Consider the following 19,615-nt stretch of genomic DNA (forward strand, 5'->3'; position numbering starts at 1 on the left):
AGCGGGGCGGCGGTTCGGGTTGCGACGTCAGTGGACTTGAATGGACGGCATGAGCATGAGCAGTTCACCCGCCCCCGAGGGGCCCTGGCTGGTGGCCGGGCTCGGCAACCCCGGCCCCGAGTACGCCGGCAACCGGCACAACATCGGCTTCATGGTGGCCGATCTGCTCGCGGAGCGGATCCGCAGCAGGTTCAAGACCCACAAGAGCCGCGCCCAGGTGGTCGAGGGCCGGATCGGCGGACAGCGGGTCGTGCTGGCGAAGCCGATGACGTTCATGAACCTCTCCGGCGGGCCCGTCACGGCACTGCGCGACTTCTACAAGGTGCCCACCGCGCAGATCATCGCCGTCCATGACGAACTGGACATCGACTACCCGACACTGCGGCTGAAACTGGGCGGTGGCGACAACGGCCACAACGGCCTGAAGTCGATCACCAAGTCGCTGGGTCCCGACTATCTGCGGGTGCGCTGCGGCATCGGACGGCCGCCGGGCCGGATGGATGTGGCGGCCTTCGTGCTCAAGGACTTCTCCTCGGCCGAGCGCAAGGAGCTGGACTGGTTCGTCGACCGCTCCGCCGACGCGGTCGAGGCATTGATCTCGGACGGCCTGGAGCGGGCCCAGAGTACGTACAACAGCTGACTCCGGCCGCCGTCGGCCGCGGCGGTTGACTCCATGGCGTGTCATGGCCAAAGATCGCCCGCATGGTCAAACGGAGCCGGTCCCGCCGGATGGCGGAGAGTGCCTGGGGCGTGCTGCTCGTCGGCAAGGCCGTGATCCTGTCGGCGGCGGTCGCCCTGCTGCTCGCCTCGGGTGTGTGGGTGTCCTGGGGGACGGCCCAGCACGTGATGCTCTCCAAGGGCCGCGAGCGCGGCACCATGACGGTGGCGGCCTGCGGCGACAAGACCTGCACCGGCCCCTTCGCCCCCGCCGGGGCCGCCACGGCGCGGCCCCGGGTCACCATCACCCGGTCCGTCACCCACCGCACCGGCGAGAAGCTCAAGGTCGCCGTGGAACCCGGCACCGACGACGTCGTACGCACCGGCTGGGCCGGCGTGCTGTACGCCTGGGTCCCGCTCGGCGGCGCCCTCCTGCTGGCCGCCCTGGTGCTCGCGGGGGGCCTGCGGATGCCCCGCAGCGCCTGGACGGCCGGCCTGGCGGGCGCGGCCCTGATGGTCGCCGCCTTCGCCCTGCTGTAGCGGGCGCCTGCGCAGCGCGCCGCTCAGGAGGGGTCGGGCTCCAGGAACTCCAGGCGGTTGCCGAACGGGTCGTCGGAGTAGAAGCGCCGGTGCCCCGGGAGGTTGTCGTCCCACACGACGGTCGCGCCGCGCTCCTCCAGCCGCCGGGCGTACGCGGTGATGCCGTCGACCCTGATGCCCGGATGCGCCTTCCTGGCCGGGCGGAAGCCCTCCTCGACCCCGATGTGGATCTGGGCCGCGCCGGAGCCGAACCAGCAGCCGCCCCGGGCGGCGAGCACCGGCGGCTTGGGGAGTTCGGTCATGCCGAGGACGTCCCCGTAGAAGGCGCGCAGCGCGTCCTCGCCGCCGGGCGGTGCCGCGAGCTGTACGTGGTCGAGAGCGCTGATCACGCGGCCACCCCTGCCTTGCGCGCGACGACGAAGATCCGCCGGAACGGGAAGACGGTGCCGTGCGGACCGGCCGGATACGCCGTGCGCAGCAGCTCGCCGTACTCGGCGAGGAACTCCTCGCGGGCGGCGGCGTCGTTCCCGAGCGCGGTCAGCACGGGGCGCAGCGCGGTGCCCTTGGTCCATTCGAGCACCGGGTCGGGGCCCTGCAGATGGTGCAGGTACGTGGTCTCCCAGACGTCGGTCTCGCAGCCCAGGCAGCTCAGGCGCTGGAAGTACTCCTCGGGTTCGAGGGTGAGCACGCGGCGGTCGGCGCGGCCGCCCAGCCGGGCCTGCCACCTCGGGGACGCGCACAGCTCGGCGAGCAGCACATGGCTGGGAGCGTCGTAGTTGCCGGGGACCTGGAACGCGAGGGTGCCGCCGGGGGCCAGGTGGTCGAGCCAGTCGGGGAAGCGCTCCGCATGGCCCTCGACCCACTGCAGGGCGGCGTTGGCGATGATCAGGTCGTAGGTCTCGTCGGGAGCCCAGTGCGCGGCGTCGGCGGGCCGGAAGTCCAGCTGTCCGCCGCCGGGGGTCGGGCCGGCGTAGGCGCGGGCCGCGTCCAGCATCTCGGGCGAGTTGTCGAAGCCGGTGACGCGGGCGGCCGGCCAGCGGCCGCTCAGCAGCGTGGTGACATTGCCGGGACCACAGCCGATGTCCGCGATGCGCGGCGCCTGCCCCGGGAGGGCGGGCACCCGGGCGAGCAGTTCGTGGAAGGGGCGGGTGCGGTGGTCGGTGTGGTGCAGGTACTGCTGGGGGTCCCAGGCGGGTGCTGCTGCCGGCACGTTTCTGCCTCCCTGACGGATCCGGTGGATCTGCTGACGTCCTCTACGGTGCCTCAATTTTTATCTTGACGTCAAGAGACTTCATATCGACAGAACCACTACACTGATCGTCATGGAGGACGAGGTCGACCGGCTGGTCGCTGCATGGCGCCGAGAGCGCCCCGACCTCGACGTGGAACCACTCGAGGTGCTCAGCCGCGTCAGCAGGCTGGCCCGGCACCTGGACCGGGCCCGGCGGCTCGCCTTCTCCGAGCACAGCCTGGAGCCGTGGGAGTTCGACGTGCTCACGTCGCTGCGCCGCACCGGCGACCCGTACCAGCTCTCCCCCGGGCAGCTGCTCACGCAGACGCTGGTCACCTCCGGCACGATGACCAACCGGATCGACAGACTCGCCAAGAAGGGCCTGGTGGAACGGCTGCCGGACCCCTCGGACCGGCGCGGGGTGCTCGTCCGGCTCACCCCCGAGGGGCGCGAGCGCGCCGACCAGGCGCTGGCCGGGCTGCTCGCCCAGGAGCGGTCCATCCTCGGTGAACTGACGGACCGCCAGCGCGGCGACCTCGCGGCGCTGCTACGACAGCTGACCGCTCCGTTCGACAACATCCCCGGCTGACGGGACCAGTTCCACCGGTCCGACGCCGGCCCGGCGCGCCAGCGCGACCGCCGCCAGCGTCGAGTGCACGCCCAGCTTCCCCAGCACGTTCTGCATATGGGTGCGGACGGTGTGCGGGGACAGGAACAGCCGCTCGGCGACCGCCTTGCGGCCGAGCCCCGCCACCATGCAGCGCAGCACCTCCTGCTCGCGCGGCGTCAGCGACTCCACCAGCCGTTCGCTCTCGGTGCGGTGCCGGCGAGCCGCGGTCAGCTCCCGCAGCACGCCCGTGAGCAGCGCGGGCGGCAGATGCGTCTCGTCGCGCAGCACCCCGCGCATCACGGCCAGCAGCCGTGACAGGGAACAGTCCTTGGCGACCCAGCCGGAGGCCCCCGCCTGCAGCGCGCGGGCCGCGCGCCGGGCGTCGTCCCGCTCGGCCAGCACCACGGTGCGCGTCGAGGGATGCTCGGCGCGGACCCGTTCCACCAGGCCGATCCCGTCGATCAGATGGTCCGGGATCGCGGGGGCGGCCGGGCCGCCCGGGTGGTCCGCCTGACGGGGCTCCGGCACGATCCGCGGCACCGCGGTCAGCGTTGCCGCGCCCACCGCGCCTCCCGGCGGGCGGAACACCGCACCGAGGTCGGCGTCCACCAACAGCACGTCGTACCTTCGGTTGTCGGCCACCGCGCGCTCCAGACAGCGCTGCGCGGCAGGGCCGCTGCCGGCTGCCGACACATCGACGTCCGGCTCCGCCGCGAGTGCGGCCGCCAGTGATTCGGCGAAGATCCGGTGGTCGTCGACGACGAGAACACGAATGCGTCCCACGGGCCCCACTCCCGGCATGTTGCTCTCCCCCACGGTTGGGGTTGCGATCGCATGGGATCCGGCGCCCGGAAACAGGATCTTCCACCGCAGTACCGCACGACCGCCGTCGTGCCCCGCCTGCGGTACCCGTTCCGGGTGCCGAATCCTTGCGTCTCGCCCCCTGATGGCGCCGGCCCCCACCGGCGCTGTGTCAGAAGCGTAGGGGCCGGGGACGCCAATAGCGCCCGATTGGCAGAAGTCGGCCGGTAGCAGCGGATGCATTCGGCCAACACGCGGGGCGCGCGGGAACGTTGGTGCTTCGGGTCCCCCGCTCTTTCCGGCCGGCCGGGGTTTGGGACGCCGGAACGCCCGGACAGCCGGCCGGTGGCCCGGCCGGCCGGACGACACGTGGCGGGCTACCGGCGGCGGGCGCCCGCCGACGGGACCGCCGTGAAGACCCGCGGCTCCCGGTAGCCGGCGGCGGCGAACGCCGAGACGACCGCCTCGGTGATCTTCTCCGCGGCGTCGCTCTCCGCGAAGACGATGGCCGAGCCGCCGAATCCGCCGCCCGTCATCCGCGCGCCCAGCGCACCGGAGGCGTTCGCGCTGTCCACGACGAGGTCCAACTCGGCGCAGGAGATACGGAAGTCGTCGCGCAGCGAGACGTGGCCCGCCGTCAGAACCGCCCCGATGTCCCGGGTACGGCCGGCGTCCAGCAGCTCGATGACCTGCTCGACCCGGTGGTTCTCGGTGACGATGTGGCGGACGAGACCGAGGATCGTGTCGTCCTGACCGCCCGCGCGCAGCCGGTCGAGGGCCGCGGCCAGGCCGTCGTAGGGGATGTCGCGCAGCGCGGGGACCCCGAGGGCGGCGGCGCCGGCCTCGCACCCGGCACGGCGCTCGGCGTACGAGCCGTCGCTGTGCGCGTGCTTGACGCGGGTGTCCACGACGAGCAGCCGCATCCCCTCCGCGGCGAGGTCGAACGGCACCTGGCGCTGCGAGCCGTCGCGGGTGTCCACGAACAGGGCGTGGCCCGCGGTGCAGCAGGCGGACGCCGTCTGGTCCATGATGCCGGTGGGCGCTCCGACGTAGACGTTCTCGGCGCGCTGGCACAGCAGGGCCATCGCGGGCCGTTCCAGGCCGAGTTCGTGCAGGTCGTCGAGGGCGAGAGCGGTGACGACCTCCAGCGCGGCCGACGAGGACAGGCCGGCGCCGGTGGGGACCGTGCTCTCGTAGTGGATGTCGGCGCCGGTGAGCCGGTGGCCCGCCTCGCGCAGCGCCCACACCACACCCGCCGGATACGAGGCCCAGCCGTCGTCCCTGCCGGGTGTCAGCTCGTCGAGCCGCAGTTCGACGATGCCGCCGGGCATGTCGGCGGAGTGCAGCCGCAGCAGGCCGTCATCGCGGCGGGCGACGGTGGCCACGGTGGTGTGCGGCAGCGCGAACGGCATCACGAAGCCGTCGTTGTAGTCGGTGTGCTCACCGATCAGGTTCACCCGGCCGGGGGCGGCCCACACGCCCTCCGGAGCGGTGCCGAACACCTTCTCGAACACGGTCACTTGGCGGTCTCCTGGTTCTCCCCGCGCTGGGCGAACGCCCAGGCGTCCCGGACGATTTCGGCGAGATCCGGCCGGGACGGACGCCAGCCGAGGACCCGGCGGGCCCGGTCGGCGGAGGCGACGAGTACGGCCGGATCGCCGCCGCGGCGCGGGACGGTGACCTCGGGGACCGGGTGACCGGTGACCTGCCGGACGGTCTCGACGACCTGGCGGACGGAGAAGCCCTCGCCGTTGCCCAGGTTGCAGATCAGGTGCTCGCCCTCGGCGCCGGCGGCCAGCGCCAGCAGATGCGCCTGCGCGAGGTCGGCCACGTGGATGTAGTCGCGGACGCAGGTCCCGTCGGGCGTCGGATAGTCGTCGCCGTAGACGGAGATCGCCTCGCGGCGGCCCTGCGCGACCTGGAGGACCAGCGGGATGAGGTGCGACTCGGGGTCGTGCCGCTCGCCGATCATCTCGCCGGAGAGCGAGCGGTACGCCCCGGCCACGTTGAAGTACCGCAGCGAGACGGCGGACAGCCCGTGCGCGGCGGTCTCGCCGGTGATCATGTGATCGACGGCGAGCTTGGTGGCGCCGTACGGATTGGTCGGCGCGGTCGCGTCGTCCTCGGTGATCGGGACGGACGCCGGCTCCCCGTAGGTCGCGGCCGTGGAGGAGAAGACCAGCCGGCGGACCCCGCACTCGCGCATCGCGGCGAGCAGCTCCATGGTGCCCGCCACGTTGTTGCGCCAGTACTTGCCGGGGTCAGCGACCGACTCGCCGACCTGCGAGGAGGCGGCGAAGTGCAGCACGGCGTCGTAGGAGGAGTCGAGCACCTTGCCCGCGTCCTGGATCCGCCCCTCGACGAAGTCCGCGCCCGCCGGCACGCCCTCCCGGAAGCCCGTCGACAGGTCGTCCAGGACGGTGACCCGGTGGCCGGCTTCCAGCAGGTGTGCGGTGACGACGCTGCCGATGTAACCGGCGCCGCCGGTCACCAGGACCTTCAGGGGGGTGCTCACTGGCTCGCTACCTCTCGCAGTCGCTGTGCCGCGGTTTCCGGGGGCACGTCGTTGATGAACACACTCATGCCGGATTCGGAACCCGCGAGAAACTTCAGCTTGCCGGAAGTGCGGCGGACGGTGAAAAGCTCAAGGTGCAACGCGAAGTCACACCGGTCGGCCGCCCCGAAGGGTGCCTGGTGCCAGCCCGCGATGTACGGCGTGCGCGGTTCGCCCTCCCCGAAGATCCGGTCGAAGCGCTTCAAGAGTTCCAGATAGACATGTGGGAACTCTGTGCGGGCGTCCTCGTCGAGCTGCAGCAGGTCCGGCACCCGGCGGTTCGGGTAGAGGTGCACCTCGTAGGGCCAGTGCGCCGCGTACGGGACGAACGCCGTCCAGTGCTCGCCCTCCAGCACGACACGGCGGCCGTCGGCACGCTCATCCGCGAGTACGTCGTCGAAGAGGTTGCCGCCGGTGCGTTCCCGGTGCTCGGCCAGCGAGCGCAGCATCAGCTCGGTGCGCGGGGTGATGAACGGGTACGCGTAGATCTGTCCGTGCGGGTGGCCGAGGGTGACGCCGATCTCCTTGCCGCGGTTCTCGAAGCAGAAGACCTGTTCGACGCCGGGGAGTTGGGACAGCTCGGCGGTGCGGTCGGTCCAGGCGTCGAGCACCAGTCCGGCCTGCTCGGGGGTGAGGTCGGCGAACGAGGCGTCGTGGTCGGAGGTGAAGCAGACGACCTCGCAGCGGCCGGCGTCGCCCGCGAGGGAGGGGAAGCGGTTCTCGAAGACGGCGACGTCGTAGTCGGCGGCCGGGATCTCGCTGAGCCGGCCGTCGCGCGACGGGCACAGCGGGCACTCGTCGGCCGGCGGGTGGTAGATGCGGCCCTGCCGGTGGGAGGCGACGGCGACGGTGTCGCCCAGCAGCGGATCGCGGCGCAGCTCGGCCGAGGTGGCGACGGCGTCCAGCAGGCGCCGGTCCACGGCGTCGCGCACCACGTCGTCACGGGAGTCGTAGTAGAGCAGCTCACGGCCGTCCGCCAGGCGGGTCGTCGTCTTCTTCACTCCGGAGACCCCTCATCAAACCTACTCAACATAACCGCGCACAATGAACCACAAAACAACAGTGACGTCAATGCACCAGCCAGGACCTGGCCAGATCGGTGAGTGAGGGCACGACGACATGCCGCTGCCCCCACACAGGGCGCGGGGGCAGCGGTGCGTGGAGCATCGGCCTGTGGAGCGTCGACGGGTGGAGCATCGGCGGGTGGAGCATCGGACCGCGGGCAGGGGGCTCGGGCCCCGGGCTACGGCGGCCCGGTCAGCCTCCGGAGGGGAAGCTCCCGGCCGCGACCCGGTCCAGCAGCCCGGTACGGGCCGCGAGCGCGGCGGCCTCCAGCCGGGAGCCGACGCCGAGTTTCATGAGCACCCGCTGCACATGGGTGCGCGCGGTGCTGGGGGCGATGCTCATCCCGGCGGCGATCAGCCGGGTGTCCTCACCCTCGGCGACCCTCATCAGGACCTCTATCTCGCGCGGTGTGAGCATCTGCAGCAGCCGGCTGCCCTCGTCGTCGGGCTCCTCCACCGGATTCAACAGCTCCGCGAACGCGCTCTGCAGCAGCTGCGGAGAGACCGCGACCTCACCGGCCCTGGCCTTCACCATGGCCCGCTCGACGCCCTCGATGCGCTCGTCCTGCCGCACATAGCCCGAGGCACCGGCCGCGAACGCCGCCGCGATACCGCGCGGGCTCGGCACCGGCCCGAGAACGACCACGGCCACCGCCGGCCGCTCGCGCTTGACCCGCGAGACGGTCTCGAACACCCCCGGATCGGCCGGGGACGACGTGCCGATCAGACACACCTCCGGCGACCTGCTCAGTACGAGATCCGCCGCCCCCGCCGCCGGCGAGGCTGCGGCGAGCACCCGGTGCCCGCGCAGTTTCAGTGCCGAGGCGAGCGCCTCCGCCAGCAGCCGGTGGTCGTCGATGACGACAAGACGTACGCCCATGTCGCGTTCCCCTATCCCCCTGAGGACCGATCGGGACCGGTCCCGGCGGCTCCACGTCCTGCCCCCACTTGTACGTAGCGCACGGCCCGCCCGTTGTCCCGGCGGTTGACCCACGGCGGGCCCGGGTCCAGGGCCTGTCCGGCCGATCACGAACGGCCCCTCCGCCGCCTGGCACGGCCCCTCGCGGCGTTGCCGAAACACCCATATACAACCGGTATGCGGGTGCTCCGGCGCCTTGCGAGGCACCGCACCAGACGACGTCTGGACCGCCCATGATCGGCCGGACAGGCCCTAGCCCCGGAAGCTACACGTTTGTTCGACGCGGCGCGCCCCTTACCGGTAAGAAGCACCCCTCAATTCCGAAATACCCGTCATTGATGGCCGGTTCACACCCGGGCGTCTCATCGTGCACAGGACGGGCCCACAACGGGACAGGTGTCTCGTTATGGGCCCGTCAGTGCGGTACTGGGGTTTTACCCCGGCCGGTGGCTCAGCTGAAGTCCGCGATCACCAGCGCCGACAGCGAGTCCCGGGCGGAGACGGTGACGCCGGTGAGGAAGAAGTGCCCGTTGTGCAGCCACGTGTAGCGGTACGTGTCCAGGAACTCGTTCTCGGTCTTCTTCGTGTCGGCGCTGAACACCATGTACGGCGTGTTCTTCTGCGTCGTCGGGTCCATCGCGTAGAGCCCGCCGGGCTTGTCGTACCCCGACTCCTGGTACGCGATGACCTTGCCGTTCTCGATGCCGACCACGGTCGACTCGCCGGAGACGGCCGGCTTGACGGTCCACAGGGGCTTGCCGGTCTTCAGGTCCACGGCCGCGATCTCGTTGGTCTGGCCGTAGGCGCCACCGTCCGCCTTGTGCGACTTCGTCGGGGTGTAGAGCGTCGTGCCCTGAATGGCGAAGTTGAAGCAGGGGCCCTCACCGGCGATCCGGCAGTGGATCCCGTAGTTGCCCTGGTAGCCGCCGTTGCCCAGTGAGGTGTGGCCGACGAGCTTGCCGCCCTCCAGGTACATGAGGTCGGACATCAGGCTGTTGGTGGCGCCGATACCGATGACCACCGGGTCGGTGGACACGATGCTGGAGAGCTCGGTGCCCGCCGAGACCTGCCAGGACCAGCTGGTCTTGTAGGTCGTGGTGTCGATGCCCCGGACGAAGACGTCCTTGCCGCACTCGACCGAGACGACGAGCTGCTTGCCGCCCGCGTAGCTCTTGTCCTGGCAGCTGGACGCCGGGTTGGGCGCCCAGATCTGCGCATGGGTGCTGAGCTTGTACCCGGCGTAGCCGTGCAGCCAGGAGATCGCCGCGACATCGCCGCTGACCGCGACCGTCGAGTAGAGGAACGTGGAGCTGCTCGAACCCGGCGCGATGGACAGCGGCACCTCCCAGAGCTTCGTGCCCTTGGAGATGTCGACGGCCATCAGCATTTCGCAGTTGGCGCCGAACTGGATCGCGACCCGGTTGTCGGAGACGTCGTCCGACGCCGGGCAGGACTTGCCGGTGATCGGGATCGACCACTTCTCCGCGCCGCCGCTGAGCGCGTACCCCTTCACGGAGTCCGGCAGCGTCTTGACGACGGTGTCGCCACTGAACCAGGTGTTGGGCACCCGGGCGGTGATCTCGTCCACGGGCGGCCGCGTGGCGGTCTTGCTCCAGCCCACCTTGGCGTTGATGACGCCCGTCGGCTTGCCGTCGTTGCCGCCGCTGGCGCCGCCGTTGGCACCGGCCGAGGTCTTGTCCGCGATCGGCTTCTTGTCGCCGTCGTCGCCCTTGGTCAGGAAGTACACGCCACCACCGATGACCAGCACCGCGGCGACCACCGCGGCGACGATCATGACGATCTTGCTGTTGCCGCCGCCCTGACCGCCACCCTGCGGCGGGTACCCGCCGGGCTGGGTGTAGCCACCGGGCTGCGTGTAGACGGTCTGCGGAGGCTGGCCGGGCGGCTGCCCCTGCGACGGGTAGCCGTACTGCGGCTGCGGCTGTTCGGGCTGCTGCGGCGCCGGCTGCGCGTACGGGTTCTGCCCCGGCGGGACCGGCTGCGCGTACGGGTTGTCCGGCACCTGGCCCGCGGGCGGGGCCGGCGGATACCCGTACGACTGCTGCGCGGGCGGCGGCCCCTGCTGCGGGTAGCCGTACTGCGGCGCCTGCGGCGGCGGACCCTGCGGGGGAGGCGGAGGCGGCACAGCGCCCTCGGGCTTCCCGAAGTTGGGCGGGTTGCCGGGCGGCGGGGGCGGCTGCGTCATCAGCAGGTCCTCATTCAGGCAATACCAGTAAGGGTCAGGTAAGCGGGAGTTCTCTTTCTATCACTGCGTCCCTGCCGCCCCACCTGCCGGTCCACGACCGTTACGCGCCCGCTACAAGCCCCACACGCCGGGGCGCGCACGCCCCGGCGTCGACAGCTCCGGCCGCCCTACTCGTCGTCCGCCAGCTCCAGCCAGCGCATTTCCAGCTCGTCGCGCTCGTCGCGCAGCGCGCGCAGTTGGGTGTCCAACTTGGCGACGAGGTCGAAGTCCGTCGAGTTGTCCGCGATCTGCGTGTGCACCTTGGCCTCTTCCTGGCCGATGCGGTCGAGCCGGCGCTCGACCTTCTGCAGCTCCTTCTTCGCCGCCCGCTCGTCCCGGGACCCGGCGGCTCCCGCCGCCTTGCCCTTCGACACGACCGGCGCGGGCGCCGAGTCCGCCGCGATACGGCGGCGGCGCTCCAGGTACTCGTCGACCCCGCGCGGCAGCATCCGCAGCGTCGAGTCGCCGAGCAGCGCCCAGACGTTGTCGGTCGTGCGCTCCAGGAAGAACCGGTCGTGGCTGATGACCACCATCGAACCGGGCCATCCGTCGAGCACGTCCTCCAGCTGCGTCAGCGTCTCGATGTCGAGATCGTTGGTGGGCTCGTCGAGGAACAGCACGTTCGGCTCGTCCATCAGCAGCCGCAGGATCTGCAGCCGGCGCCGCTCACCACCCGACAGGTCACCGACCGGCGTCCACTGCTTCTCCTTCGAGAAGCCGAACTGCTCGCACAGCTGGCCCGCCGTCATCTCCTTGCCCTTGCCGAGGTCCACGCGCTGCCGCACGCTCTCCACGGCCTGCAGCACCCGCCACGTCGGGTCGACCTCGCTGACCTCCTGCGACAGGTACGCGAGCTTCACCGTCTTGCCGACGACGATCTTCCCGGCCGGCGGCTGGTCGTCGCCGTGCGAGTACGCGGCCTGCGCCAGCGCCCGCAGCAGCGACGTCTTGCCCGCGCCGTTCACCCCGACCAGGCCGATCCGGTCGCCCGGACCCAGCTGCCACGTCAGGTGCTTGAGCAGCACCTTGTCGCCGCCCTGGATCGTCACGTCCTCCAGCTCGAAGACGGTCTTGCCGAGCCGGGAGTTGGCGAACTTCATCAGCTCGGCACTGTCGCGCGGCGGCGGCACGTCCGCGATCAGCTCGTTCGCGGCCTCGATGCGGTAGCGCGGCTTGCTGGTCCGCGCCGGGGCGCCGCGGCGCAGCCACGCCAGCTCCTTGCGCATGAGGTTCTGCCGCTTGCCTTCTTCGGTGGCCGCCCGCCGGTCGCGCTCGGCCCGCGCGAAGACGTAGTCGCTGTAGCCGCCCTCGTACTCGTGCACGTCACCGCGCTGCACGTCCCACATCCGGGTGCAGACCTGGTCCAGGAACCACCGGTCGTGAGTGACGCAGACCAGCGCGGAGCGCCGGGTCTGCAGGTGGCCGGCCAGCCAGGCGATGCCCTCGACGTCGAGATGGTTGGTCGGCTCGTCGAGCACGACCAGGTCCTGCTCGTCGATCAGCAGCTTCGCCAGCGCGATCCGGCGCCGCTCACCACCGGACAGCGGCCCGATCACCGTGTCCAGCCCCTGCGGGAACCCCGGCAGGTCCAGCCCGCCGAACAGCCCGGTCAGCACATCGCGGATCTTCGCGTCCCCGAGCCACTCGTGGTCCGCCTTGTCCCCGACCACCTCGTGCCGGACGGTCGCCTTCGGGTCCAGGCTGTCGTGCTGCGTCAGCACCCCGAGCCGCAGCCCGCCCACATGCGTGACCCGCCCGGTGTCCGGCTCCTCCAGCTGCGCGAGCATCCGGATCAGGGTCGTCTTCCCGTCACCATTACGGCCGACGACCCCGATACGGTCGCCCTCCGAAACGCCGAGGGAAACACCGTCGAGCAGCGCCCGGGTGCCGTAGACCTTTCCTACGGCCTCGACGTTGACGAGGTTGACGGCCACTTTTACTCCATGCTGGTGCGGAACGATCGATCTCCCAGGGTAGTCGCCACCACCGACCACCCCCTCCGCCCGCATCCATTGCCGGTAGCACCACACAGCGTGCCTTTTCGGTCACCCGGTGTGCCACTCGCAGGCAGGAGCGGTCCGCCGCTCGCCGCCGCCGCGCGAAACTGCCGCCGCGCGAAGTTGATCGAGCAAGTTCGCGCAAGTTGCTGTCGCGCGCCGGTGGGCGCGGTGCAAGCTCGTTGGCAGCGATCCCATCCGGCTCGCCAGCGGAGGACACCATGGCGTTACACCTGCTCGGCAAGGACCCGGAGAGCAAGTCCGGCGGCTCTCCCACCGTGTATCTCGATGACGAGACCCGACGACCGGCGATCTTGGGCCTCCATCGACTACGTACCCGGCGAAACGTCGTTCGAGGTGGATCAGTACGGCCCACGCCGCCTCTGGGACGAGGTCGGGACCGCCTACTCCTGGTGGTTGGAGAACGGCCGGCCGGAGCGCGACGAATTCGGCCTCACCGTGACGAAGACCGGCGGCCAGCAGGTCTGGCTACGCACGCCGGGAACGCCGGTCCCCACCGTCCGCTGACTGCACCCCAGGAATGCCGCAGGCGGGGCTACTCACCCCGGGGTGAGTAGCCCCGCTCATGCCGCCCGCCCGGTTGCGCCCTAGCGTCATCGGCATGACCATCCCCGTGAGCACACCGGCCGCCCGAACCCCGCTCCCACTGGTCCGCGGGCTGCTCGCAGTGCTGCTCGTCGTCGCCGGCCTGTTCACCTACCTGCTCGCGCCCATCTTCGTCATGGCGAGCGACTCGTGCTTCCCGGACTCCCACGAGGGCATCTGCGACCCCGCCCGCCAGAACCTCATCGTCCTGCTCCCCCAGATCGCCGCCCCACTGATCGTGACGGCCGGCCTGTTCGGCACCCTCCGCCGCAACGGCACGGCGGTGGCCGCCACGTTGGGTTTGGTCCTGCTCCTGGTGGTCTGGATCATCAACGCGACACTGGCCTCGTCCTAGGACCGGTCCGCCCCGGCCTTCAGGGCCTGGAGGAACGCGCGGAGCGCGGCGGGGGTGGTGCGGAGGATCACGTCGGGGTCGTCGCTCTCACGGAGGCGGATCGTTCCGTCGGAGGTGCGGGCTATGTAGAGGCAGTTCGCCCCCTGATTGCTGTACGAGGACTTCTGCCAGTCCATCGTGGGCATGCGCGCTCCTCAGCTCTCCTGTGCGATGCGGCGAATCAAGTCGCGCGACCTGTCGGGCTTGAGCGCGGACCCCTCCATCCGGTCCAGAACGGACCGGTACCACTGTAGAAGCGCCTCCGCGTCGAGAAACTCGCAGCTGTGATCGGTGTCGAGTTCCACGGTGTCCAGCTGCGGCACGGAACCGTAGGCGTAGGTGATCGGCTGGCCGGATGGTGTGAAGGACGCACTACCGAACGGGATCACCACGAGGGAGATGTGGTCGTGCTCGCTCATCTCGATGAGGTGAGCGAGCTGCGCTCGTACCGTGTCGGGCCCGCCCAGCCCCATCCGCAGCGCCGCCTCGTGGATGACCACGGAGTACGAGACCGGTTCGTCGCGGAACAGGATCGCCTGCCGCTTGATCCGGAACGAGACCCGGTGCTCCACCTCATGCGGCCGAAGCGCGGGGACACTCTGGCAAATCGTCGCGCGGGCGTGATCAACGGTCTGGAGCAGACCCGGCATGTGGATCGCCACGGCGACCCGGATCGCTGTTGAGTGGTGCTCCATCTCCGCCAGATCGAGCAACCCGACGGGGAAGGTCTCCCGGTACTCCTCCCACCAGCCGCGCGGGCGCTTCCCGGTCATCGCAACAAGCGCCTCGATCAGGTCCTCACCGAAACAGTTGTAGCCACGGGCCATCGCGTGAACCCGGTCGGCACTCACTGGGTGCCGGCCCGACTCGATGTTGCTGATGCGCGACTGGTTGACGCCGAACAGGGCTGCGGCGGCCGTCGCGGACAACCCCGCGCGCTCACGCAGTTTGCGCAGCTCAGCGCCGAGACGCTGCTGTCGCAACGTCGGAGTACTGCTGGGTGGCATCGCTGCGCCCTCCTCGATCCGTGCACAGTGCGGCGGGTCACCCACACGAGCGCATCCTGAATATATTCAAGTGAATCGCCGAATACTTCACAGTTAACGTCCTACAGTGTGACGCATGCCACTCGATGGCGCCGGAAGAGCACCGCCCCGCCAGGGGCGACACCGCCACCGGGCCACCCGACCGGAGGCGGTCCCCCATGCACAACGACAACAACGTAGCGGCGAACACGCCGCACCCCGACGACTTCTGGACGTACACCCTCCAACTCCCGCACGACGGCAGAGCCGTCCGCATCGCGCGGGCGACGGTGCGAGCCGTGCTGCTGACGTACGGGATCCCGCAGGTCACCGACGTGGCCGAGCTACTGGCGAGCGAGTTGGTGACCAACTCGCTGCTGTACTCCGACGGGCCGTCGTGGATCCGGCTGAGCAATCCGCGCACCACGCACGTACGGGTGGGTGTGTGGGACACCAACCCGACGATTCCGCCGCCGTTTCGCGGCGCACTGCACCCGCCCGGGCCGCCCGAGTGCGCCGAGCGGGGGCGGGGGCTGCTGCTCGTGCGGGAGTGCGCGGACCGGTGGGGCGGGTACGCGCTCGGCGAGGAAGTGTTCGGGGTGTGCGGGAAGTTGCTGTGGTTCGAGTTGGCCGCCTGATGGCGGAACCCGGCGATCCGCTCGTCGAGGCGGCCCTGCGGGTGACCGTCAGCGGGCTGGATCTCGCCGCGGCGGATCGGTTCGACCGCGAACTGAGCGCCGCGCGGCAGGAGGCGGAACGGACGGGCAGTGCCGCCGCGCTGGAATCCTTCCTGCACCGGTGGCGGGTGTTCATCGCGCTGCGGCGGCGCCCCGACGATCCGGGTGAGACCTGACACCCGTTCGAACTCGTGGCGTGACGTCAGGGCGAACCGCTACCGTGCCGCACGTGACGCACAGAGAGATCGTCGAGCAGGGTGTCCGGGTACTGGGTGTGGCGGTCGTCTGTCTGTGCTCCCTCGTCGGGCTGACCGCCGTGTCGCTGATGGGCCTGTCCGCCGGGAACGAATGCGATCCGGGCGACCACGCCCTCTGCAACGGCTGGGGCAGGGACGTTCTGTCCCTCGGGCCGATGGTTGTCGCCCTGGCGGCAGCAGCCGTGGGCAGCTACGGCGCGATGTCCCGCCGCCCGTGGCGACCGGTCCTGTGGGTGATCGCGATGGCAGCGCAGTTCACGGTGTGGGCACTGGTGATGGAGCTTTACGGCTGAGGCTCCATCAGCTCGCTTCGCACCCTGGCCGGTTGGCCATCCCAGGGGAGGAGCGGGTGACGGCGATGGCGGGGGTCACGCCCGTCAGCCGCAGGATGGTGAGCATCCTGGTGTCGGTGCAGAGCAGGGTGAGGTCGCCGCCGCGGTCCACGGCTCGGCGCCAGGCCCGGCAGATGGGGCCGAGCCCGGCACTGTCGATGAAGGTCACCCCGCGCAGGTCGACAAGCACCGACGGAGCGCTGCGGGCGGTTGCCGCGTCCAGGTGCTGGTCGCTCTCGCCGGTGGTTGCGATGTCGATCTCGCCGTGGAACTCGACGACGGTCGTGCCCCGCGCGTCCTGGCCGATGGTGCGGACCGCGGGACGCCGGAGGTGTCCGGGCGCCGCGCCATGGCCCGGATCGGATCCTGTTCGCATGGTGGCTGTGATGGCTGTGATCCTCTGCGGCTTCTCAGGTGCGGGGGATGCGGGCGCGGCCCCTTGTTCGGTGCGCGCCCCCTCCGGACCCGGTACGACCGGGTCCGGACGGGGCGGGACAGTCTCTAGCCCACGCCGATGCTGCTCTGGGAGGCGGGGAAGCAGCTGGGCTCGCCCGGGGACAGCATGACCTCCATGGAGTACATCTTGTCCGGGTGCAGGACACCCTTGAGGGAGGGCTGCACCAGCACCAGGGAGTCCCCGTGCGGGATGGCGCTGGGCCGGATCACCATCACGCGTCCGTTCTTCGGATCCTGCGAGGAGACCGTCTCGAGGTTGGCGTTGTCGGTGCGGACCTTGGCGTGGCAGGACTCCGAGGCCCGCAGGACCACGGCCGGCACACCCAGGCTGCGCAGCGCCGCCTGGAGCCCGGACACCTCAGCGCCCGTCACCTGGATGCTGACGGTCCCGTCCTTGCGCGGAACCACCGTGTAGGCGGCGTTGCTCAGGACCGGCGCACCGCCCGGGACCTGGGCGGTGCTCTGGCCCGTTCCGGCTTGCGGGGTGTCGGTGGTACCGGCCGAGTGCGGGATCAGCATCACTGCGGTGGCGGCTGCGGCCAGTCCCAGCGCGGTGACCGCGATCCGCCGGGTGTGGCGCGGCCGCACCGGCACCGCTGCCACGGGCGGCAGGGCCGCGGCGCGGGCGGTGAGCTCCTCGGCGAGCTGCTGCTGGAAGTGCACGGGGGTGGTCATGAGTGGGCCTCCGAGACAGCGTGCAGGGATGAGGTGGTCTTGGTGTCGACGCGCTGCAGGGCCATGCGGGCGCGGTGCAGGCGCACCCGGGCGGCGGCCGAGCTGATGCCCAGGGCCTGTGCGGCCTCGCGGGTGGTCAGTCCGTCCAGGGCCACCAGGTCCAGCACCGCGCGCAGCGGCTCGGACAGGGCGGCGTGCCGCGCGGCCAGCTGCCGGGCGTCGCGGGCGGCGTCGATACGGCCCTCGATCGCGCTGACGTCCTCGTCGTCCAGCAGCCGCCGGCCGGCGAGCTGGGCGGTGGCCTGCCGCTCGCGGGCACTGCCCCGGAAGTGGGCAGCCAGGACGTTGCGGGAGATGCCGTAGAGCCAGGCGACCGGTGCGCCGCGGCGGGCGTCGTAGGTGTGCGCTTGTTCGAGCGCCGTCAGGAAGATGTCGGCGGTCAGGTCCGCGGCCAGGTGCGGGCTGTCGGTGCGCCGGGTGACAAAACCGAGCACAGTGTCGAACTGCTGCTGGTAGAACACGGCGAACCCGACCGGATCACGCACGGGTGGCGCTGCTGAATGCTCCGCTTTCACGGACGACTCCTTGAACGGACGAGCAATGCCTTACATCTCTACTTGGCTCGGCCGCCCGAAAGCGTTACATGCCCCCTCCAGCACCGGCTGTTCCACACCCGGCAGCGTCAGGCGGGCAGGATCGTCGCCCCCGGGGCCGGGGACGTCGTGACCCGGGTCGTACGGCAGGTGCCGGAGGCCAGGACGGCCTCGGCGATCTTCTCGGCTTCTTCGGGGGTGGCGGCCAGGAAGGCGCACGTCGGGCCCGAGCCGGAGACCAGGGCGGCCAGGGCGCCGGCCCCGGTGCCCGCGCGGAGGGTGTCGGCGAGGGCGGGGCGCAGGGAGAGGGCGGCGGGCTGGAGGTCGTTGCCCAGGGCGGCGGCCAGTGCGGCGGGGTCGCCGGAGGCGAGGGCTTCGAGCAGGGCCGGGGCCGGTTCGGGGTCCGCGATGTCGGCCGTGGTGGCGCCGGTGCCGGACGCTTCGCGCAGCCGGTCGCACTCGCGGTAGACGGCCGGAGTCGACAGACCGCCGTCCGCGACGGCGAAGACCCAGTGGAACGGTCCCCGCACGTCGAGCGGGGTGAGGATCTCGCCCCGGCCGCGTCCGAGCGCGGCGCCGCCGATCAGGTTGAACGGCACGTCGCTGCCCAGCTCGGCGCAGATGTCCAGGAGTTCGGCCTGCGGGGTGTGCAGTCCCCACAGGGCGTCGCAGGCGAGCAGTGCGCCCGCCCCGTCCGCGCTGCCGCCCGCCATGCCGCCCGCGACGGGGATGTCCTTGGCGATGTGGATGTGGACGGCGGGCTCGATGCCGTGCCGCGCGGCGAGCGCGACGGCGGCCCGGGCGGCCAGGTTCGTGCCGTCCAGGGGGATCTCCGCGGCGTCCGGGCCGGACGCCGTGATCCGCAGGCTGTCGGCGGGGGTGACGGTGACCTCGTCGTACAGGCCCACGGCGAGGAACACGTTCGCCAGGTCGTGGAAACCGTCGGGCCGCAGACCGCCGACGGCCAGCTGCGCGTTGACCTTGGCGGGGATCCGGACGGTGACGGAGGCGGACGCGGCGGCGGGCACGCTCACTGCTCGTCCTCCACCACGACGTCCGCGGCCGGCTTGTCCTCCGCCACGACGGCCGCGACCGGCTTGTGCTCGGCGATGGCCGCGAACTCCTCGACCGTCAGTGCCTCACCGCGCGCCTGCGGCGAGATGCCCGCCGCGACGAGCGCGGCCTCGGCGGCGGGAGCCGAGCCGGCCCAGCCGGCGAGCGCGGCCCGCAGGGTCTTGCGGCGCTGGGCGAAGGCCGCGTCGACGACGGCGAAGACCTCGCGCCGGGTGGCCGTGGTCGGCGGCGGCTCGTGGCGCACCAGCGCGACCAGACCGGAGTCGACGTTCGGCGCGGGCCAGAAGACGTTGCGGCCGATGGATCCGGCGCGCTTCACGTCCGCGTACCAGTTCGCCTTCACCGAGGGCACGCCGTAGACCTTGTTGCCGGGCTTGGCGGCCAGCCGGTCCGCGACCTCGGCCTGGACCATGACGAGGGTGCGTTCGATCGTCGGGAACGTCGCGAGCATGTGCAGCAGCACCGGCACCGCCACGTTGTACGGCAGATTCGCGACCAGCGCGGTCGGCGGCGGCCCCGGCAACTCCGTGACCTGCATCGCGTCGTTGTGCACCAGCGCGAACCGGTCGGCCCGGGAAGGCATCCGTGCCACGATGGTGGGGGTGAGCGCGCCCGCGAGCACGTCGTCGATCTCGATCGCCGTGACGCGGTCGGCCGCTTCCAGCAACGCCAGCGTCAGCGATCCGAGGCCGGGTCCGACCTCGAGGACGGTGTCGTCCGGCAGGACGCCGGCCGTCCGCACGATGCGCCGCACCGTGTTCGCGTCGATGACGAAGTTCTGGCCCCGCTGCTTGGTGGGGCGTACGCCCAGCGCGGCGGCCAGTTCGCGGATGTCGGCGGGACCGAGGAGTGCGTCGGGCTCAGTGGTGCTCACGTACTCAGCGTACGGGCCCGGCAGCCGCCCTCGA

24 protein-coding genes are annotated in these 19,615 nt (G+C 71.2%); 8 read left to right on the top strand and 16 right to left on the bottom strand.

Going from position 1 to position 19,615, the window contains the following annotated elements:
* Window positions 1–55 precede the first annotated feature (55 nt).
* A complete protein-coding gene (pth, locus tag C8250_RS19280; RefSeq protein ID WP_138354683.1) occupies window positions 56–640 on the top strand; it encodes an aminoacyl-tRNA hydrolase in 585 nt (194 codons plus the stop codon).
* 62 nt (window positions 641–702) lie between these two features.
* Window positions 703–1,197: a hypothetical protein gene (locus C8250_RS19285; RefSeq protein WP_138354684.1), complete on the top strand. Its 495-nt coding sequence runs from the start codon at window positions 703–705 to the stop codon at window positions 1,195–1,197.
* 23 nt (window positions 1,198–1,220) lie between these two features.
* On the opposite strand, the gene C8250_RS19290 is transcribed toward C8250_RS19285, so the two are convergent.
* Window positions 1,221–1,586, bottom strand: a complete 366-nt coding sequence (locus tag C8250_RS19290; RefSeq protein WP_138354685.1) for a VOC family protein — start codon at window positions 1,584–1,586, stop codon at window positions 1,221–1,223.
* On the bottom strand, window positions 1,583–2,407 hold the full coding sequence (locus C8250_RS19295; RefSeq protein WP_138354686.1) for a trans-aconitate 2-methyltransferase: 825 nt from the start codon (window positions 2,405–2,407) through the stop codon (window positions 1,583–1,585). Before C8250_RS19295 ends, C8250_RS19290 begins: the two co-directional genes overlap by 4 nt.
* Before the next feature lie 112 nt (window positions 2,408–2,519).
* On the opposite strand from C8250_RS19295, the gene C8250_RS19300 reads away from it, so the two are divergent.
* Entirely contained in the window at window positions 2,520–3,017 is a 498-nt protein-coding gene (locus C8250_RS19300; RefSeq protein ID WP_138354687.1) for a MarR family transcriptional regulator, read from the top strand.
* Here the strand turns inward: C8250_RS19300 and C8250_RS19305 are convergent.
* From C8250_RS19305 to C8250_RS19335, 7 genes are all read right to left on the bottom strand, one after another.
* On the bottom strand, window positions 2,976–3,821 hold the full coding sequence (locus tag C8250_RS19305) for a response regulator transcription factor (RefSeq protein ID WP_244809204.1): 846 nt from the start codon (window positions 3,819–3,821) through the stop codon (window positions 2,976–2,978). The two genes, C8250_RS19300 and C8250_RS19305, sit on opposite strands and share 42 nt — an antisense overlap.
* Window positions 3,822–4,216: 395 nt before the next feature.
* Window positions 4,217–5,359, bottom strand: a complete 1,143-nt coding sequence (gene galK / locus C8250_RS19310) for a galactokinase (protein ID WP_138354689.1) — start codon at window positions 5,357–5,359, stop codon at window positions 4,217–4,219.
* Window positions 5,356–6,354 (bottom strand): UDP-glucose 4-epimerase GalE, encoded by a 999-nt coding sequence (gene galE / locus C8250_RS19315; RefSeq protein WP_138354690.1) that lies wholly within the window; start codon window positions 6,352–6,354, stop codon window positions 5,356–5,358. The genes galK and galE overlap by 4 nt, the downstream gene beginning before the upstream one ends.
* Window positions 6,351–7,394 (bottom strand): galactose-1-phosphate uridylyltransferase, encoded by a 1,044-nt coding sequence (gene galT, locus C8250_RS19320; RefSeq protein ID WP_138354691.1) that lies wholly within the window; start codon window positions 7,392–7,394, stop codon window positions 6,351–6,353. The genes galE and galT overlap by 4 nt, the downstream gene beginning before the upstream one ends.
* A 256-nt stretch (window positions 7,395–7,650) precedes the next feature.
* Window positions 7,651–8,337: a LuxR C-terminal-related transcriptional regulator gene (locus C8250_RS19325; protein WP_138354692.1), complete on the bottom strand. Its 687-nt coding sequence runs from the start codon at window positions 8,335–8,337 to the stop codon at window positions 7,651–7,653.
* Window positions 8,338–8,827: 490 nt separating this feature from the next.
* Window positions 8,828–10,582 (bottom strand): hypothetical protein, encoded by a 1,755-nt coding sequence (locus tag C8250_RS19330; RefSeq protein WP_138354694.1) that lies wholly within the window; start codon window positions 10,580–10,582, stop codon window positions 8,828–8,830.
* A gap of 167 nt (window positions 10,583–10,749) precedes the next feature.
* Complete coding sequence (locus C8250_RS19335; RefSeq protein ID WP_138354695.1) at window positions 10,750–12,555, bottom strand: ABC-F family ATP-binding cassette domain-containing protein; 1,806 nt, start codon at window positions 12,553–12,555, stop codon at window positions 10,750–10,752.
* Between the two features lie 351 nt (window positions 12,556–12,906).
* On the opposite strand from C8250_RS19335, the gene C8250_RS19340 reads away from it, so the two are divergent.
* The gene (locus C8250_RS19340; RefSeq protein WP_187144903.1) at window positions 12,907–13,146 is read left to right on the top strand and encodes a hypothetical protein; all 240 of its coding nucleotides are present in this window, start codon (window positions 12,907–12,909) and stop codon (window positions 13,144–13,146) included.
* 94 nt (window positions 13,147–13,240) lie between these two features.
* A complete protein-coding gene (locus tag C8250_RS19345; RefSeq protein WP_138354697.1) occupies window positions 13,241–13,579 on the top strand; it encodes a hypothetical protein in 339 nt (112 codons plus the stop codon).
* Here the strand turns inward: C8250_RS19345 and C8250_RS19350 are convergent.
* Both C8250_RS19350 and C8250_RS19355 read right to left on the bottom strand, forming a co-directional pair.
* Window positions 13,576–13,764, bottom strand: a complete 189-nt coding sequence (locus C8250_RS19350; RefSeq protein WP_138354698.1) for a DUF397 domain-containing protein — start codon at window positions 13,762–13,764, stop codon at window positions 13,576–13,578. The two genes, C8250_RS19345 and C8250_RS19350, sit on opposite strands and share 4 nt — an antisense overlap.
* Window positions 13,765–13,773: 9 nt before the next feature.
* Window positions 13,774–14,625, bottom strand: a complete 852-nt coding sequence (locus tag C8250_RS19355; RefSeq protein ID WP_138354699.1) for a helix-turn-helix transcriptional regulator — start codon at window positions 14,623–14,625, stop codon at window positions 13,774–13,776.
* 197 nt (window positions 14,626–14,822) lie between these two features.
* Here C8250_RS19355 and C8250_RS19360 point away from each other — a divergent pair, with 197 nt between their 5' ends.
* Genes C8250_RS19360 through C8250_RS19370 form a run of 3 tightly spaced genes read left to right on the top strand, consistent with a single transcriptional unit; the run spans window position 14,823 to window position 15,870 of the window.
* Window positions 14,823–15,281: an ATP-binding protein gene (locus C8250_RS19360; RefSeq protein ID WP_138354700.1), complete on the top strand. Its 459-nt coding sequence runs from the start codon at window positions 14,823–14,825 to the stop codon at window positions 15,279–15,281.
* Window positions 15,281–15,496, top strand: a complete 216-nt coding sequence (locus C8250_RS19365; protein ID WP_138354701.1) for a hypothetical protein — start codon at window positions 15,281–15,283, stop codon at window positions 15,494–15,496. The genes C8250_RS19360 and C8250_RS19365 overlap by 1 nt, the downstream gene beginning before the upstream one ends.
* Before the next feature lie 53 nt (window positions 15,497–15,549).
* Entirely contained in the window at window positions 15,550–15,870 is a 321-nt protein-coding gene (locus C8250_RS19370; RefSeq protein ID WP_164294414.1) for a hypothetical protein, read from the top strand.
* A 7-nt stretch (window positions 15,871–15,877) separates the two neighbouring features.
* Here C8250_RS19370 and C8250_RS19375 read toward each other — a convergent pair whose 3' ends face one another.
* The 5 genes from C8250_RS19375 to rsmA all read right to left on the bottom strand — a co-directional run bounded on the left by C8250_RS19375 (window position 15,878) and on the right by rsmA (window position 19,581).
* On the bottom strand, window positions 15,878–16,285 hold the full coding sequence (locus C8250_RS19375) for an STAS domain-containing protein (protein WP_138354702.1): 408 nt from the start codon (window positions 16,283–16,285) through the stop codon (window positions 15,878–15,880).
* A gap of 125 nt (window positions 16,286–16,410) precedes the next feature.
* The gene (locus C8250_RS19380) at window positions 16,411–17,040 is read right to left on the bottom strand and encodes a hypothetical protein (RefSeq protein WP_138354703.1); all 630 of its coding nucleotides are present in this window, start codon (window positions 17,038–17,040) and stop codon (window positions 16,411–16,413) included.
* Window positions 17,037–17,615, bottom strand: coding sequence for an RNA polymerase sigma factor (locus C8250_RS19385; RefSeq protein WP_244809205.1), 579 nt, complete (start codon window positions 17,613–17,615; stop codon window positions 17,037–17,039). Before C8250_RS19385 ends, C8250_RS19380 begins: the two co-directional genes overlap by 4 nt.
* A 107-nt stretch (window positions 17,616–17,722) precedes the next feature.
* Window positions 17,723–18,667 (bottom strand): 4-(cytidine 5'-diphospho)-2-C-methyl-D-erythritol kinase, encoded by a 945-nt coding sequence (locus C8250_RS19390; RefSeq protein WP_138354704.1) that lies wholly within the window; start codon window positions 18,665–18,667, stop codon window positions 17,723–17,725.
* Complete coding sequence (rsmA, locus tag C8250_RS19395) at window positions 18,664–19,581, bottom strand: 16S rRNA (adenine(1518)-N(6)/adenine(1519)-N(6))-dimethyltransferase RsmA (RefSeq protein WP_138354705.1); 918 nt, start codon at window positions 19,579–19,581, stop codon at window positions 18,664–18,666. The genes C8250_RS19390 and rsmA overlap by 4 nt, the downstream gene beginning before the upstream one ends.
* Window positions 19,582–19,615 lie beyond the last annotated feature (34 nt).

It is taken from the genome of Streptomyces sp. So13.3, assembly GCF_005860785.2.
GTDB classification, from domain to species: domain Bacteria; phylum Actinomycetota; class Actinomycetes; order Streptomycetales; family Streptomycetaceae; genus Actinacidiphila; species Actinacidiphila fildesensis.